This window comes from Methylobacterium sp. R2-1 (assembly GCF_014191355.1).
Lineage (GTDB): Bacteria > Pseudomonadota > Alphaproteobacteria > Rhizobiales > Beijerinckiaceae > Methylobacterium.
Map to the genome: position 1 here is coordinate 26,580 of NZ_JACHWM010000001.1, position 14,934 is coordinate 41,513.

Annotated in this window: 16 protein-coding genes; 13 read left to right on the forward strand and 3 right to left on the reverse strand. The window is 66.8% G+C overall.

Features of this window, described 5'->3' with window-relative positions:
- Positions 1 to 37 precede the first annotated feature (37 nt).
- Together FHU13_RS00125 and FHU13_RS00130 are read right to left on the reverse strand one after the other, a co-directional pair.
- The gene (locus FHU13_RS00125) at positions 38 to 724 is read right to left on the reverse strand and encodes a 50S ribosomal protein L25/general stress protein Ctc (protein WP_183433841.1); all 687 of its coding nucleotides are present in this window, start codon (positions 722 to 724) and stop codon (positions 38 to 40) included.
- Between the two features lie 169 nt (positions 725 to 893).
- On the reverse strand, positions 894 to 1,376 hold the full coding sequence (locus tag FHU13_RS00130) for a pilus assembly protein N-terminal domain-containing protein (RefSeq protein WP_183433842.1): 483 nt from the start codon (positions 1,374 to 1,376) through the stop codon (positions 894 to 896).
- A gap of 373 nt (positions 1,377 to 1,749) precedes the next feature.
- Here FHU13_RS00130 and FHU13_RS00135 point away from each other — a divergent pair, with 373 nt between their 5' ends.
- The 12 genes from FHU13_RS00135 to FHU13_RS00190 all read left to right on the forward strand — a co-directional run bounded on the left by FHU13_RS00135 (position 1,750) and on the right by FHU13_RS00190 (position 13,824).
- The gene (locus FHU13_RS00135) at positions 1,750 to 1,944 is read left to right on the forward strand and encodes a Flp family type IVb pilin (RefSeq protein ID WP_183433843.1); all 195 of its coding nucleotides are present in this window, start codon (positions 1,750 to 1,752) and stop codon (positions 1,942 to 1,944) included.
- A 217-nt stretch (positions 1,945 to 2,161) separates the two neighbouring features.
- On the forward strand, positions 2,162 to 2,671 hold the full coding sequence (locus tag FHU13_RS00140; protein ID WP_183434281.1) for a prepilin peptidase: 510 nt from the start codon (positions 2,162 to 2,164) through the stop codon (positions 2,669 to 2,671).
- A 192-nt stretch (positions 2,672 to 2,863) separates the two neighbouring features.
- Positions 2,864 to 3,649 (forward strand): Flp pilus assembly protein CpaB, encoded by a 786-nt coding sequence (gene cpaB / locus FHU13_RS00145; protein WP_183433844.1) that lies wholly within the window; start codon positions 2,864 to 2,866, stop codon positions 3,647 to 3,649.
- An 11-nt stretch (positions 3,650 to 3,660) separates the two neighbouring features.
- Positions 3,661 to 5,160, forward strand: a complete 1,500-nt coding sequence (locus FHU13_RS00150) for a type II and III secretion system protein family protein (protein ID WP_183433845.1) — start codon at positions 3,661 to 3,663, stop codon at positions 5,158 to 5,160.
- A gap of 125 nt (positions 5,161 to 5,285) precedes the next feature.
- Positions 5,286 to 6,032: a CpaD family pilus assembly protein gene (locus FHU13_RS00155; RefSeq protein WP_183434282.1), complete on the forward strand. Its 747-nt coding sequence runs from the start codon at positions 5,286 to 5,288 to the stop codon at positions 6,030 to 6,032.
- Positions 6,033 to 6,126: 94 nt separating this feature from the next.
- Positions 6,127 to 7,371 (forward strand): CpaE family protein, encoded by a 1,245-nt coding sequence (locus tag FHU13_RS00160; protein WP_183433846.1) that lies wholly within the window; start codon positions 6,127 to 6,129, stop codon positions 7,369 to 7,371.
- Between the two features lie 47 nt (positions 7,372 to 7,418).
- Complete coding sequence (locus FHU13_RS00165; RefSeq protein WP_183433847.1) at positions 7,419 to 8,867, forward strand: CpaF family protein; 1,449 nt, start codon at positions 7,419 to 7,421, stop codon at positions 8,865 to 8,867.
- The gene (locus FHU13_RS00170; protein WP_183433848.1) at positions 8,864 to 9,835 is read left to right on the forward strand and encodes a type II secretion system F family protein; all 972 of its coding nucleotides are present in this window, start codon (positions 8,864 to 8,866) and stop codon (positions 9,833 to 9,835) included. The genes FHU13_RS00165 and FHU13_RS00170 overlap by 4 nt, the downstream gene beginning before the upstream one ends.
- 82 nt (positions 9,836 to 9,917) lie before the next feature.
- The gene (locus FHU13_RS00175; protein ID WP_183433849.1) at positions 9,918 to 10,889 is read left to right on the forward strand and encodes a type II secretion system F family protein; all 972 of its coding nucleotides are present in this window, start codon (positions 9,918 to 9,920) and stop codon (positions 10,887 to 10,889) included.
- Between the two features lie 100 nt (positions 10,890 to 10,989).
- On the forward strand, positions 10,990 to 11,988 hold the full coding sequence (locus tag FHU13_RS00180) for a MaoC family dehydratase (protein WP_183433850.1): 999 nt from the start codon (positions 10,990 to 10,992) through the stop codon (positions 11,986 to 11,988).
- The gene (locus FHU13_RS00185; protein ID WP_183433851.1) at positions 11,985 to 13,247 is read left to right on the forward strand and encodes an MFS transporter; all 1,263 of its coding nucleotides are present in this window, start codon (positions 11,985 to 11,987) and stop codon (positions 13,245 to 13,247) included. Before FHU13_RS00180 ends, FHU13_RS00185 begins: the two co-directional genes overlap by 4 nt.
- 151 nt (positions 13,248 to 13,398) lie before the next feature.
- On the forward strand, positions 13,399 to 13,824 hold the full coding sequence (locus FHU13_RS00190) for an organic hydroperoxide resistance protein (RefSeq protein ID WP_183433852.1): 426 nt from the start codon (positions 13,399 to 13,401) through the stop codon (positions 13,822 to 13,824).
- A 54-nt stretch (positions 13,825 to 13,878) separates the two neighbouring features.
- On the opposite strand, the gene FHU13_RS00195 is transcribed toward FHU13_RS00190, so the two are convergent.
- Entirely contained in the window at positions 13,879 to 14,442 is a 564-nt protein-coding gene (locus tag FHU13_RS00195) for a CoA-binding protein (RefSeq protein WP_183433853.1), read from the reverse strand.
- A 43-nt stretch (positions 14,443 to 14,485) separates the two neighbouring features.
- On the opposite strand from FHU13_RS00195, the gene FHU13_RS00200 reads away from it, so the two are divergent.
- Positions 14,486 to 14,917, forward strand: coding sequence for a PaaI family thioesterase (locus FHU13_RS00200; protein WP_183433854.1), 432 nt, complete (start codon positions 14,486 to 14,488; stop codon positions 14,915 to 14,917).
- Positions 14,918 to 14,934: the final 17 nt, after the last annotated feature.

Here is a 14,934-nt window from a genome sequence, read left to right on the forward strand (position 1 = left end):
TGTTTCGCAGGACAGGCGCTCGCAGCGCCCGTCGCGGCTACGCCTCGGTCTCGTTCTTCGCAGCAGTGGCCTCGGCCTCGGCGTCCGCCTTCTCGTCGGCGGATTCCGCAGCCTGCGCCTCGGCGATCGCGGCTTCCTCGGCCTCGACCTCGGCGCCGAGCACCGTCGGCGGCAGGAGATTGGCGACCGTGTCGGTCGGCTCACCCGTATAGGTGCCGGCCGGCAGGCGCAGGTCGGAGGCGTGGATCACGTCGCCGATCTCGCGACCGGTCAGGTCGACCTCGATCGCGTCCGGGATCTGGTCGGGCGCCACATCGAGGGAGACCGTGTGCAGCGCGATGTTGAGGGTGCCGCCCTTCTGCTTGATGCCCGGCGCCTGATCCTCGTTCACGAAGTGGACGGGAACATCGACCGTGACGGTCTGGCCGGCGACGACGCGCAGGAAGTCGACGTGCAGCGGCGCACCGGACACCGGATCGAGCTGGTAATCGCGCGGGATCGCGCGGGTATTCTTACCACCGACCGTGATGTCGAACAGCGTGGTCTTGAAGCCGCCGGCATAGATCAGCGTGCGGGTCCGGATGAGGTCGATGGCGATGGCCTGCGGGGCCTGGTTGCCGCCGTAGATGACGGCGGGAATCTGGCCCTGGCGACGTACGGCCCGGGCGGCCCCCTTGCCGACCCGGTCGCGTGCCACGGCCTCAAGCGTCTTGGTGGCGCTCATGGCGTGATCCTTCTCGAAGATATGGAGCCGGGCCAACGACAAAGGCCGCCCGAAGCGGACGGCCTGACCGTGTCCCAGCGCGCCCGTGCCTCCAAGGGTGTCTCAAGGGCGCGAGCGGGCCATACACGCAACGCCGCCGCGTGGCAACGACGTCTGAGCGACAGCCGCTCTACTTGTTCGCGGTCGCCATCGTGCGGCGCGCCTCGGCCTGCTTGCTGGTTTCGTCGAAGTATTTGGTGGCGTCGCCTAGCTGCACCGAGGGTTGGCAGTTCGGCGTACAGGAATAGGATTCCCGGTCGAGGCCGCGCTGAACGGTGATGATCGAGGCCTGTGGCGCCTGCACGCTGATGGTCGATTCGGCGAGCATCGCACCCTTGCCATCGAGCGCGATCAGGTTGGTGATGCCGAAGCTCTTGCCCGTCAGCACCACGACGCCGTTCTTCTGCAGGGTGATGTCGGCAATCATCGGATTGCCTACCACGACGGTCTGCGTCTTCTCCGGCAGGCGGATCACCTTCGCGTTGTCCACCTGCACCGAGACCGCGCCTTGCGACACCGCCTCGTTCGCAAGCGCGGGCGACGTCAACACGATGAGCGCGAGGACCGCCGGGACGGCGTGGAGCGGAGAGCGGTAGGGGCGCAGGCGGGGCATGAAGGGTCGGTCCGATCGCGCGGAGTGCGGGACTCGCCACCGGAGGTCGCGCCGTATCGACGGCACATATCCGGAGCAGACGCATCTCTCGTCACGGCACGGAACAGGAAACTGATGAAGGAAGCGCTAACCGTGTTCCGGACTCGGCGGTCAGCCGTCCCTGCCGGTGCTCGCACGGCACCATGCGGACCATTCGATCGATCTTTGCAATACGTCATTAACTGCTCTTGTCAGACTCGTGACAGGAGGCTTGGTTAGGCAATCGATTTAACGCAAATGCAACGCGTCGGGACTACACCTCGACACGTCGACGATCGGGGCCTCTACAGACTTCCGACGGTCGTCCATCGGATTTAAACAAGTGGAGATCATCGTGAAGAACATCGCCAAACGCTTCATCTCTGACGAGTCCGGCGCGACTGCCATCGAATACGGCATGGTTGCTGCCATGGTCGGCGTTGCCATTGTCGGTATTTTCTCCACCTTCGGCACCAAGCTGAAGACGGCGTTCGATACCCTCGGCACCGGCCTCAACACGCAGACGACGAAGCTCGGCACTGCCAACTAATTCTTCGACTAGGCGACAACGTTTTTCAGCGCATGGCGGAATTCTTCCGCCATGCCTCCTAATCAGCGATCTGTCCCGATTGATAATCGTCGCCTAGCAGAAGCGCCGGTCGCGGAAGAGACAGGCGGTCAGGAACACGACGCGCTCCGCCAGATCAAATCAGGCTGCGCATGAGACCCGAACGAACCGACCGATTGGGAACAGTTCCGTGTCGAGCATGGCGGCCTATCTCCTCCTGTGTGTCGTTTTTCCGTTCCTCATGGCCTACGCCGCTGCGAGCGATCTGCTGACGATGCGGATTTCCAATCGCGTAACCGGCTTGGTCTTCGCAGGCTTCGTGGTCTACGCACTCATATCCGGCATGGCTTGGACCGACTTGTTCTGGCACCTCGCGGCCGGCGTGCTGACCCTCGTGATCACGTTCATCATGTTCGCCCGGGGATGGATCGGCGGAGGCGATGCCAAGCTCGCCGCAAGCACCGCTCTCTGGATCGGCCTCGCTCATCTACCGGATTACCTGATCCTGGCGTCGCTTCTCGGCGGTCCTCTGACGCTTACGATCCTGTCTGCCCGCACATATCCGTTGCCGAAGCTTGCGCTCAAACTTCCCTTCGCGGTGCACCTGCACGACGCAAAGACGGGAATACCTTACGGCATTGCATTGGCCGCCGCCGCTCTGGTCGTGCTGCCGAACGCCGTCGGATTCAATCAGCTCGCGCTGCCCTGATCGACAGTCATGAGACAAACCGAGGAGGCCGCCAAAAGAGGCGGCTTTTTTGTTTGCGTAACTTCGGGCGTGAGGCGAGCGGGACAGCCCTGAAAAGAACGCGGTGACGCTCGGTTAACCCTAACTTGACGATTCCGGGGCAAGTCTCGGAACCGGACGGCGACCGAGCCGTCGCCACGGTTCCGCGCCCCCATGAAACCAGCCCGTCTCGCCGTTCTGGGAATCGCACTCGTCGCGGGCTGCGGCGCCGCCCTGCTGATGCAGGGCGAGGAGAAGGCGCCCGAGCCCGCCCCTATCGCCAAGGCCGAGCCCGTCGCGCCCATTCCGATGAGCGAGGTGCTGGTCGCCGCTGCCGAGCTGCCCATGGGCCAGACCCTCAAGCAAGAGGATCTGCGCTGGATGCCCTGGCCGGAGCAGGCGATCTCTCCCGGCCTGATCGACCGCCGCGCGGCGCCGAAGGGGCTTGAGGACTCGGTTGGCGCGATCATCCGCACCGGCTTCTCGGCCAACGAGCCGATTCGACCCGAGCGGCTGGTGAAAGCCGGCAGTGGCTTCATGTCGGCGATCCTGCCACAGGGCATGCGAGCGGTGGCGATCACGACCGACACCCGCGGGTCGAGCTCGGCCGGCGGCTTCATCCTGCCGAACGATTATGTCGACGTCATCAAGACCAGCAGCGAGGGGAGCGAGCAGTTCGCCGAGACTCTGCTGACAAATGTGCGCGTGCTCGCCGTTGGCCAGATCGTGCAGGAGAAGAACGGCGCCAATGTCGTGACGGCTGAGACGGCCACCCTGGCTCTCACGTCGACCCAGGCCGAGAGCGTGACGCTGGCGCAGAAGGTCGGGCAGCTCTCCCTCGTGCTGCGCAGCATTCAAGATTCAGCCCGAACCGCTGCCATCTCCGAGGAAGCGGACATGCCGACCGAGGGCCCGTTGACCGTGGTGCGATTCGGCGTCGCCAAGCAGCAGCGCCGGTGAGGACAGGACCGATGACGACCCCCTCTCGCTTCCGCCGCCTCGGCCTTGTTCTGCTCTCCGGCGCCTGTCTGGCTTCGACGGCCCTGTGGAACCCGGCCGCCGCCCAAGCCGGTCCCGCTGGTGCCTCCCCGGTTCTGACGATCGGACCGAACGAGGCGTCAGTGTCCCGGCGGGTTGAGCTGAGCAAGGGCCGCTCGCTCATCGTTGATCTACCCCGCGACGCTAAGGAGGTGTTCGTGGCCAATCCGGCGGTCGCGAACGCCGTTGTCCGCTCCAGCCGCAAGCTGTTCCTGATCGGCATCGACAACGGTGCCACCTCCATCTTCGTGATGGATGCCGAGGGGCGCCAGATCGCGGCGCTTGATGTCACCATCGCCCGCGACATCAACGTCCTCCGGCAGTCGCTGCAGCAGAGCTTGCCCGGTGGCCGGTTCGACGTGAAGGCGGTTGGCGAATCGCTCGTGCTGTCGGGCAGCGTCCGCTCGGCCTCGGAGGCGCAGCAGGCGCTCGACATCGCCAACGCATTCGTCGGCCTCGGCGCCGGCGTAGGGGCTGGGACTCGCGGCGCCGTCATCAACAATCTGACGATCCGCAACAAGGATCAGGTGATGATCCGCGTCACCGTGGTTGAGGTGGCGCGCACAGTTCTGAAGCAGTTCGGTATCAATGTCACCGGAAACTGGTCGGCACTGAATCCTCTGAGTCCCACGGGGAACGTCCTGACGAATAACACGCTGTTTCCGATCACCGGTGCTTACACTCCGGATGGCAACGCCTTATCTGCTTCAATCCGATCTGGCGGCGCCTCGCTCCAGGCAACGTTGCGCGCCTTCGAACAGGCCGGCGTCTCCCGCATCCTCGCCGAGCCGACGCTGGCCGCGATTTCAGGTGAGTCGGCCAAGTTCACCGCCGGTGGCGAAATCCCCGTTCCCGCGAATTGCGCCGCCGGAACAGCCGGCGCGGCCTGTACCGTCGCGCTTGAGTTCAAACCCTACGGCGTCAGCCTCGCCTTCACGCCGGTCGTGCTAGCGGAGAACCGCATCTCGATCCGGGTCGCCACCGACGTGACCGAACTCGACCGGCAGAACAGCTACAGCTTCTCCTTCCCCGGCTCCAACCGAGTCACACCCGTTCCGGCGACGACGCGGCGCAGCTCCGAGACGACGGTGGAGCTGGCCTCGGGCGCCACGATGATGACGGCCGGCCTGATTCAGCAGAAAAACCGGGCGGCGATCGGTGGCCTGCCCGGGCTGATGAACCTCCCGATCCTCGGCGCCCTGTTCCGCTCCCGCGACTATCAGCGCGACGAGACCGAACTGATGATCATGGTCACGCCGTACATTGCCCAGCCGATGGAGGCGCGGCAAGTCCAGCGGCCTGACGATGGTTTCGTCGATGCACCGGACGGGCAGGCGGTGCTGCTCGGACGCCTGAACAAGATCTACGGCACGGTTGGCGGCGGCACCCTCGGGCCGGCCTATCGCGGCCGGGTTGGCTTCATTGCCGATTGACCCCGCCTGGAGCCGTTCCTGACCGCTCTAAGTCCGGGAACGGCTCCAGGAGCTTGTTTGAACGCGCTCATACCCAGAGCCGGCCTCCACTTCGGCGGAGAGCGCTCTTGCAGGATCGAAGCCCAATGTCCTCCCCCGCTCGCAACCTCGTCGTCAGCGTCCGGCCTGTCGCCTCGGTCGTTCTGTTGGCCGCTCTGCTCGGCGCATGCCGCGCGGACCACGTCGCCACCACAGGCTCGACCTACCCGATCGATGTGCGCACCCGGCACCCAATCGTGCTGGCGGATGCCGACCGCACCCTCGATGTCTTTCCGACCGGGATTGGTCATATCGATCCCCGCCAGCGCGCGGATCTCGAGGCTTTCCTCATTGAGTATCGCCGTTACGGCCGCGGCATCCTCGTCGTCGAGGTACCGCGCGGCGTGTCGCCAGCGCTGGCAGGTCCTGTCGAGCGCACTGGCGCGGCGATTCGGCACCTCGTGGCGGAGATGGGCGTCCCGCGTGGCGGCGTGCGCATGGCCGTCTATCCGGTTGCCAGCCCGACATTGGCCTCGCCGGTACGTCTGAGCTTCCAGCGGATGCAGGCTAGGGTCGCGGATAAATGCGGGCTCTGGCCACGAGACCTCGGCGTCAGCGACCTGCGGGCCGACTGGTCGAACGAACCGACATGGAACTTCGGTTGCGCGATGCAAGCGAACGTCGCCGCCCAGATCTCCGACCCGGTCGATCTGGTCCGCGGCCGGCCCGAGGGCCGCATCGATACGATCAGGCGCACACAGGACATCGGCCAGCTCCGCGAGGGCAAGGATCCGTCAACCCGTTGGCGTCAAGATGGAAAGACCAATGTCGGCAGTGACGTGAAGAGCCAGTAGGGCACCAGACAAGACCCCAGACACGAAGATCGCCCTTCGGCAGATTTGCGGAATTCCCCGTCCACCTCGGCATAAGAACCGGAAACCACGCATCATGCCGGACACTCACGAGGCCTCAGAGCGGACCATCGCCCCGGTGCCGCGCATCACGATCCAGGCCTTCTGCGAGACGCCGGAGACGGCCGCGATGATCGAGGGCATCGCATCCGACCGCCGGATGCAGAAGGCCCATGTCAAGGTGCACATGGGCGGGGGCGCCGCGGCCCTGGAGGCCTACCGCCACGCGCCGACGCCCAATGTCATCGTGATCGAATTCCTGGGGCTCAAGTCTCGGCCGCTCGAGTGCCTCGACCAGCTCGCCGAGGTTTGCGACGAGGGCACCAAGGTGCTCGTGATCGGCCACGTCAACGACGTGCTTCTCTACCGCCAGTTCATCCAGCGCGGCGTGAGCGAGTACCTGATGGCGCCGGTCGAGCCGGTCGGCATGATCGCCGCGGTGTCCGACCTGTTCGCGGCGCCGGGCGCGAAGCCGGTGGGGCGCACCATCGCCGTCTACGGCGCCCGCGGCGGCGTCGGCAGCTCCACGATCGCCCACAACCTTGCCTGGACCGTGGCGCGCGAGCACGGCACCGCCACCGTGATCGCCGACCTGGATGTCGCTTTCGGCACGGCGGGCCTCAACTTCAACCAGGACCCGCCGCAGGGAATCGCCGAGGCGGTATTCGCGCCCGAGCGCCTGGATTCCAACCTGCTCGACCGGCTGCTCTCGAAATGCGCCGACAATCTCAGCCTTCTCTCGGCGCCGGCCACCCTCGACCGCACGGTCGACCTGATCGAGCCTGCCTTCGACGCGCTCACCGATCTGCTGCGTGCGACCGTGCCCTGCATCGTCCTCGACGTGCCGCATCAATGGTCGGCTTGGACCCGGCGCGTGCTGGTCAGTGCCGACGAGATCCTGATCGTCGCCGCGCCGGATCTGGCGGGGTTGCGCAACGTCAAGAACCTGCTCGCGCTGCTGCACCAGCAGCGTCCCAATGATGCGCGCGCCCGGGTCGTCCTCAACGGCGTCGGCATGCCGAAGCGGCCGGAGATCGCGGCCACCGAGTTCGCCAAGGCGCTCGATGTGCCGCTTCAAGCGATCATCCCCTTCGAGCCGGCTCTGTTCGGGACCGCAGCCAATAACGGCCAGATGATCGCCGAAGTGCAGGCCGGTTCGAAGCCTGCGGAGATCTTCTCCGAACTCGCAGCGGCCGTGACCGGCCGGGCCGAGATCCGCCGGGCCAGGGCGAATCTCTTGGAGCCGCTGCTCGCCCGGCTGACCCGCAAGAAGGCGTCGTGACGGTGCCCTGCGCTCTCTCCTCTCAACATTGCTGAAGGCGCGGCGCCATGTTCGGTCGACGCTCCAACGCCGCATCGGCTCCTGCCCCGGCCACTGCCGCAGCCGGGCCGCCGACGGTCGCCCCGCCGGTCCTCCAGCAGGAGGCGGTACGCGCTCGCCCCGAGCCGCCGCGCGTCCCGGTGCCTCAGGCGCCGCTGCCGAAGTCCGAAGACTACTTCCGCACGAAGAGCATGATCTTCGGCGCACTGATCGAAGCCATCGATCTCGCGCAACTCGCCCGGCTCGAAGGCGAGGCGGCGCGGGAGGAAATCCGCGACATCGTCTCCGAGATCATCGGTCTCAAGAACATCGTGCTGTCGATCGCCGAGCAGGAAGAACTGCTCGACGACATCTGCAACGACGTTCTCGGCTACGGTCCCCTGGAGCCGCTGCTGGCCCGTGACGACATCGCCGACGTGATGGTGAACGGTGCCGACCGGACCTTCATCGAGGTTGGCGGCAAGATCCAACTCACCAACGTCCGCTTCCGCGACAACCAGCAGCTGATGAACATCTGCCAGCGGATCGTCAGCCAAGTCGGCCGGCGCGTGGACGAAAGTTCGCCGATCTGCGATGCGCGCCTGCCCGACGGCTCTCGCGTCAACGTCATCGCCCCCCCGCTCGCCATCGACGGGCCGGCGCTGACCATTCGTAAGTTCAAGAAGGACAAGCTCACCCTTGATCAGCTCGTACGCTTCGGGGCGATCTCGCCCGAGGGCGCGAAGATCCTGCAGATCATCGGCAAGGTCCGCTGCAACGTAGTGATCTCGGGCGGCACCGGCTCGGGCAAGACGACCCTGCTCAACTGCCTCACCGCCTTCATCGAGCACGACGAGCGGGTCATCACCTGCGAGGACGCGGCGGAGCTTCAGCTGCAGCAGCCGCACGTAGTGCGCCTGGAAACGCGACCGCCGAACCTGGAGGGCCAGGGGCAGGTCACCATGCGTGACCTCGTCAAGAACTGCCTGCGCATGCGTCCCGAACGCATCATCGTCGGCGAGGTGCGCGGCCCAGAAGCCTTCGACCTGCTGCAGGCGATGAACACGGGCCACGACGGCTCGATGGGCACGCTGCACGCCAACTCCCCGCGCGAATGCCTCGCGCGTATCGAGTCGATGATCACGATGGGCGGCTTCTCACTGCCCTCGCGAACGCTGCGCGAAATGATCACCGGTTCGGTCGACGTAATCATCCAGGCCATGCGCATGCGCGACGGTTCCCGGCGCATCACCCACATCACGGAGGTGATGGGGATGGAGGGCGACGTCATCATCACCCAGGACCTGTTCGTCTACGACGTGCTCGGCGAGGATGCGAACGGGCGCCTGATCGGCCGCCACCGCTCGACGGGGATCGGCCGACCGCGCTTCTGGGAACGCGCCCGCTACTACGGAGAGGAGCGGGCGCTGGCCGCTGCCCTCGACGCCGCCGCGGAGACGGTGGAGCAGCCCCTGTGAGCGCACTCAACGCCCCTCTCGCCGCCGGCCTCGTGGCGGTGGCCTCCGGCGCGCTCGCCTACGTCTTCCTGATGCCCGCTCTTTCGGGCGAGCGGCGGGCCGAGCAGCGCCGCAAGGCGTTGGGTCAGCCGCGCGCGGTGCTCGCGGAGCGCGGCGCCGCTGCCAACCGCCGCGAGCAGGTCGCCAAGAGCCTCAAGGAGTTGGAGGCCAAGAAGGACAAGACCAAGGTCACCCTCGAGCTGCGCATCGCCCGCGCCGGCCTCGATTGGTCCCGCCAGAAGTATTACGTCGTCTCCGCGATCTTGGCGTTCGTCCTCACGCTCGCCGCCTTTCTCGTCTCTCAGAACCTGATCATCAGTCTGCTCGCCCTCTTCGTGGGCGGGTTCGGCCTGCCCGCATGGATGCTCAAGTGGCGACAGAAGCGTCGTGTCGCGGCCTTCATCGAGGAATTGCCCAATGCCATGGATGTGGTGGTGCGCGGCCTGCGCTCGGGCATTCCGTTGGGCGACTGCCTGCGCATGATTTCGCGCGAGGCGAAAGAGCCTCTGCGCAGCGAGTTCCGGGTGGCAATCGAGGCGCAGGCGCTCGGCCTACCGATGTCGGACGCGATTCTGCGCATGTACGAGCGGGTGCCGGTGACCGAGGTGAACTTTTTCTCCATCGTGATCGGTATCCAGCAGAAGTCCGGCGGCAACCTCTCGGAAGCGCTCGGAAATCTGTCGCGGGTGCTGCGCGAGCGCAAGAAGATGGCCGGCAAGATCCAGGCGATGAGCATGGAGGCGAAGGCCTCGGCTGCGATCATTGGTGCCCTGCCGTTTGTCGTCGGAGGAGGAACCTATCTGTCGAGCCCCGAATACACGGCACTCCTTTGGACGACCTCGGTCGGTAAGATCGCCCTGGTGGTCTCCGGTTTGTGGATGCTCGCCGGCGTCCTCGTCATGAAGAAGATGATCAACTTCAACATCTAGAGCGCTCCGCTTCGACGCGGAGATTGGACGTAGGCGGGGCGGTTCGAGCCGCGCCGCAAGGGACGGGCTGGACCGGACTGAGATGCTGGATGACTTTGTCAACACGGCGCTAGCCCCGCGCACCGTCGCCGCGGTGCTGACCGGCATCGCCGCAGCAGCCACGGTCTTCACCGTGATTCAGCCTCTGTTCGAGGGCGACCAGCTCGCCAAGCGGATGAAGCTCGTCAGCGACGAACGCGAGCAGATCCGTCAGCGCGAGCGTGAGCGGCTCAACAACCGCGCAAGTCTGCGCGTCGAGCCGAAGGCCTACATGAAGCGGGTCGTCGAGCAGTTCAATCTCAGCCGCTGGCTCGGTACGGAGACTGCCAAAGCGAAGCTGATCCAGGCCGGTCATCGTGGTGCGGGCGCGGAGACCGCCTTTCTGTTCTTCCGCCTGGTGATGCCGATCGTCCTCACGGCCGTCGCCTTGTTCTACCTGTTCGTGCTGGAGGTGCTCGATCAACCCCTCGCTGTCCGGGCCGGCCTCGTCTTCGCCGCAGGGTTCCTCGGCCTCAAGCTGCCGGAGGTCTACCTGTCGAACATCACCACTAAGCGGCAGGCCGACATCCGCCGAGCGTGGCCCGATGCCCTTGACCTGTGCCTGATCTGCGTCGAGTCGGGTATGTCGGTCGAGAACGCGTTCCGGCGCGTCAGCCTGGAAGTCGCGAGCCAGTCGGCTGTTCTCGCCGAGGAACTGGCACTCCTGACCGCCGAACTGTCCTTCCTGCCCGAGCGGCGTGTGGCTTACGAGAACCTCGCGCTGCGCACCGGCCTCGAGACCGTCAAGTCTCTCACTACCGCGCTGATGCAGGCCGAGCGCTACGGCACGCCCGTGGGTCAGGCGTTGCGCGTGCTGGCCCAGGAGAGCCGGGACTTCCGCATGACCGAGGCCGAGAAGAAGGCGGCCGCGCTCCCTCCGAAGCTGACCGTGCCGATGATCCTGTTCTTCCTGCCGGTGTTGTTCGTCGTGCTCCTGACGCCTGCGGGTATCCAGGCCTACGCGCTGATGAAGTGAGGCAGGCCCACGGGTGGATGGCCTTCGGGTTCATCGCCGGATGCGCTTGGCCGTTCGATGATGTAGCCACGCGCGGATCTCCCCCGCGACGCGGCATCCCATGGCTCTGCTTTCCCTCGACGATCTCGCTTCCGGCCAGGAGTTCACCGCCGGACCGATCACGGTCAGCCGGGACGAACTCGTTGCTTTCGCCCGCGTGTACGATCCCCAGCCCTTCCACCTCGACGAGGCGGCCGCGAAGGGCACTTTCGTCGGCACCCTGATCGGTTCGGGCTGGCAGACGGCGGCGCTGGGCATGCGCCTGTTCGCGCAGGCGCTGATCTCGCATTCGACCTCGATGGGTTCGCCCGGCATCGCCGCCCTGCGCTGGCTGAGGCCCGTCTTGCCGGGGGACGCCTTGAGCGCCACCATCCGCGTGGAGGAGGTCCGCCCGTCGTCCTCGAAGCCCGACCGCGGCATGGCGCGCCTCTCGATGACGCTGACGAACGGGCGCGGCGAGGCGGTGATGACGCAGGCCTTCGCGGTTCTGTTCGCGCGCGCCGGCGCTGTGCCCGCGCCGCGTCCGGTCGAGCTGGCGACGGAAATGGGGCCCGTGCCGGAGCCGGACGACGCGGTACCGCTGCCTTACCTCGCACGGGCGGAGCTTGGCGCCACCCGTGAACTCGGTGCCCACCGCTTCGAGGCGGACGACATCGTTGCCTTCGCGCGGGCCTACGATCCGCAGATCTTCCACCTTGATGCGGAGGCCGCGCGGGCCACGCATTTCGGCGCGCTCTGCGCCTCGGGGTGGCAGACCGCGGCGGTCTGGATGAAGCGACTCAACGCGACCTTCGCCCGGGATATCGCCTTCACTGCCCGCTCAGGCCCGGTGCCGCAGCTCGGTCCCTCGCCTGGCTTCAAGGACCTGAAATGGCTGCGGCCGGTCTATGCCGGCGACACGATCCGTTACGCCAGCACGCTCATCGACCGGCGCGCTTCCGCTTCGCGGCCCGGTTGGGGCATCGCCACGCACCACAACACCGCCGAAAACCAGCGCGGCGAGCCGGTTTTTGAGTTCACCGGCACGGTGTTCTGGCAGTGGGAGCCGCCGGCGGCATGAGCGCTCCATCTGCCCGCCGGATCCTGATCGCGAGCTTCGTCGGCACCGCGATCGAGTTCTACGACTTCTACATCTACGCCACCGCCGCCGCGCTGGTGATCGGGCCGATCTTCTTCCCCCAGGGTGAGCCCGGCGTTCAGACGCTCCAGGCGTTCGCGACCTTCGCCATCGCCTTCCTCGCCCGGCCGGTCGGGGCGGCGGCCTTCGGCCATTTCGGCGATCGGATCGGGCGCAAGGCGACGCTGGTTGCCTCGCTGATGATCATGGGCCTGTCCACTGTCCTGATCGGCTGCTTGCCGGGCTATGCCAGCATCGGCTGGTGGGCGCCGGCCCTGCTTTGCCTGCTTCGCTTCGGCCAGGGCGTCGGCTTCGGTGGCGAATGGGGCGGCGCAGCCCTGCTCGCCGTCGAGAATGCGCCGCCGGGGCGCCGGGCGCTCTACGGCATCTTCCCGCAGCTCGGCGCGCCGATCGGCTTCATCGCAGCCAACCTCCTGTTCCTCGGGCTCAGCGTCTTCTTGAGCCCGGCGGATTTCGAGGCCTGGGGCTGGCGGCTTCCGTTCCTGGCCTCGGCGGCTCTCGTCGGCGTCGGGCTTTACGTTCGCCTCAAGCTCACCGAAACACCGGCCTTCCGCGCCGCCCTCGAACAGGCGCCGCCGGAGCGGGTGCCCTTCGCCACGATTTTTTCAGCGCATCTGCTCGCAACGCTGCTCGGCACGCTCGCCATGGTGGCGGCCTACGCCGTCTTCTATCTCTCGACGGTGTTCGCGCTGAGTTACGGCACCGGCACGCTCGGCTACGCGCGCAAAACGTTCCTGCTGTTCGAGTGCGTGGCGATTCTGTTCATGGCGGTAGCCATTCCGCTGTCGGGCTGGGCGGCCGACCGTTTCGGGCGCAAGCCCGTGATGCTGTCGGGGCTCACTGTCACGGGTGCGCTCGGCGCCGTGCTCGGGCCGATGCTCGGCAGCGGCGAGCCCGCATTGGTACTTGGCTTCCTCTGCCTCGCGCTCTTCGCGATGGGCTGGATCTTCGGGCCGATGGGCGCACTCCTGCCCGAACTGTTCCCGACCCGGGTGCGCTACACCGGCGCCTCCGTCACCTACAATCTCGCCGGCATCGTCGGCGCCTCGGGCGCGCCCTTCGCCGCGCAGTGGCTCGCCGGCTGGGGCGGCATCGGCAGCGTCGGGCTCTACCTCGCTGCCGCGGCCGGGATCAGCCTCGCCGCCGTTGCTGCCATGCCTGAAACCGGGCGCGACGCCTGAAGCCGCGACGACGCCCGATCCAGACGGGACAGCCATGCACCGGGCAAATGGATCGCGCACGATTTAGATTGCGCGCAATCTAAATGCTCGGTATCAAGGTCTCCAGCCGAACGGATCGGCCCCGTTCAACCCCGATCACGAGGACAGACCCATGACCGTCGATGTGAAGTACCGGACCACTGCCTCCGCCACCGGCGGCCGTGACGGCTCCGCCCGCACCGAGGACGGCAGCTTCCAGGTCCAGCTTTCGACCCCGAAGGAGCTCGGCGGCGCCGGCGGCCCGGGCGCCAACCCCGAGCAGCTTTTCGCGGCGGGCTACTCCGCCTGCTTCATCGGTGCCCTGAAGGTGGCCGGCGGTCAGCTCAAGCTGAAGGTTCCGGCCGATACGACCGTCACCGCGACCGTCGGCATCGGCCCGCGCTCCGAGGGCGGCTTCGGCATCACCGCTGATCTCAAGGTGAGCCTGCCGGGCCTCGACCGCGCCGATGCCGAGCGCCTCGTCGAGGCGGCCCACCAGATCTGCCCCTACTCCAATGCTACGCGGGGGAATGTCGACGTCGGGCTGACGGTGGCCTGAGCCTCCCGCTCCTGCCTCGAGCGCCCCAGGCCGATGGCCGGGGGCGTACTCGTGTCAGGGCCCCTCGATCGTCCGCTTCTGCACGCCGCCCTTCGCCATCTGCGGCTTCTTCGCGCTGAGAATGCGGGAATTCACGCCGGTCCAGCCGATCTCCCCCGAGAGCCGGCCGTACTCGATCTTCGGGCAGCGGTTCATGATGACCGTCATGCCCGCCGCCTCGGCCCGCGCCGCGGCCGCGTCGTCGCGCACGCCGAGCTGCATCCAGATCACCTTCGGCGGCACCGGGAGCGCAAGTGCCTCGTCCACCAGCGGACCCGCCGCGGCGGAATTGCGGAAGATCTCGACCATGTCGACCGGCCCGGTCAGGTCAGACAGCCGCGCGATCACCGGACGGCCGAGCAGGCTCTGGCCCGCCAGCCCCGGATTGACCGGCGTCACCGCGTAGCCGCGCTCGGCCAGGTACTTGAAGACGATGTAGCTCGGCCGCGCTGGATTAGCCGAGGCGCCGACCAGGGCGATCGAACGCGTCTCCTTCAGGACGGCGCGAATCTGCGCATCGGGATAGCGGCCGTGCCGCGTGGCAATGCCCTCGGGCGCGTTGTCGATTGTCGGGATCATACCGCCCTTGTCCGCCATGCGCCGGCATGCTGCAAGGCAGGTCATGAGCGAGACCGTGATGAGCCTGGAGGAGACCGCCGCCTTTCTGGAGCGGGATTTTCCGCAGATGAACGCGGGCGGGCGCCACTACCATCTGGAGGCGGTCGGCCCGCTCTCCGCGCGGATGCGACTCGACTATCACGATCGCCACCTGCGCCCCGGCGGCACGGTGTCCGGCCCGTCGATGATGGCGCTGGCCGATTACGCCCTCTACGCAGCGATCCTCTCGAATATCGGCCCGGTGGCGCTCGCCGTGACGACGAGCCTGAACGTCAACTTCCTGCGCCGGCCCGGCCCCGCCGCGCTGGTGGCCGAGTGCCGCCTGCTAAAGCTCGGGCGACGCCTCGCCGTCGGGGAGGTCGCGATTCGGAGCCAGGGTGGCGAGGCCATCGTCTGCCACGCCACCGGCACCTACTCGATCCCACCGGAGCGGTGAGGCGGTAGAGGCCCGTG

What these genes read in the sequence shown, in the direction of transcription:
- FHU13_RS00200 (WP_183433854.1), top strand. Translation starts at nt 14,486, where the DNA reads ATGAGCGAGACCGTGATGAGCCTGGAGGAGACCGCCGCCTTTCTGGAG.
- FHU13_RS00150 (WP_183433845.1), top strand. Translation starts at nt 3,661, where the DNA reads ATGACGACCCCCTCTCGCTTCCGCCGCCTCGGCCTTGTTCTGCTCTCC.
- FHU13_RS00125 (WP_183433841.1), bottom strand. Translation starts at nt 724, where the DNA reads ATGAGCGCCACCAAGACGCTTGAGGCCGTGGCACGCGACCGGGTCGGC.
- FHU13_RS00195 (WP_183433853.1), bottom strand. Translation starts at nt 14,442, where the DNA reads ATGATCCCGACAATCGACAACGCGCCCGAGGGCATTGCCACGCGGCAC.
- FHU13_RS00175 (WP_183433849.1), top strand. Translation starts at nt 9,918, where the DNA reads ATGCTGGATGACTTTGTCAACACGGCGCTAGCCCCGCGCACCGTCGCC.
- FHU13_RS00165 (WP_183433847.1), top strand. Translation starts at nt 7,419, where the DNA reads ATGTTCGGTCGACGCTCCAACGCCGCATCGGCTCCTGCCCCGGCCACT.
- FHU13_RS00180 (WP_183433850.1), top strand. Translation starts at nt 10,990, where the DNA reads ATGGCTCTGCTTTCCCTCGACGATCTCGCTTCCGGCCAGGAGTTCACC.
- FHU13_RS00160 (WP_183433846.1), top strand. Translation starts at nt 6,127, where the DNA reads ATGCCGGACACTCACGAGGCCTCAGAGCGGACCATCGCCCCGGTGCCG.
- FHU13_RS00190 (WP_183433852.1), top strand. Translation starts at nt 13,399, where the DNA reads ATGACCGTCGATGTGAAGTACCGGACCACTGCCTCCGCCACCGGCGGC.
- FHU13_RS00140 (WP_183434281.1), top strand. Translation starts at nt 2,162, where the DNA reads ATGGCGGCCTATCTCCTCCTGTGTGTCGTTTTTCCGTTCCTCATGGCC.
- FHU13_RS00130 (WP_183433842.1), bottom strand. Translation starts at nt 1,376, where the DNA reads ATGCCCCGCCTGCGCCCCTACCGCTCTCCGCTCCACGCCGTCCCGGCG.
- FHU13_RS00185 (WP_183433851.1), top strand. Translation starts at nt 11,985, where the DNA reads ATGAGCGCTCCATCTGCCCGCCGGATCCTGATCGCGAGCTTCGTCGGC.
- cpaB (WP_183433844.1), top strand. Translation starts at nt 2,864, where the DNA reads ATGAAACCAGCCCGTCTCGCCGTTCTGGGAATCGCACTCGTCGCGGGC.
- FHU13_RS00155 (WP_183434282.1), top strand. Translation starts at nt 5,286, where the DNA reads ATGTCCTCCCCCGCTCGCAACCTCGTCGTCAGCGTCCGGCCTGTCGCC.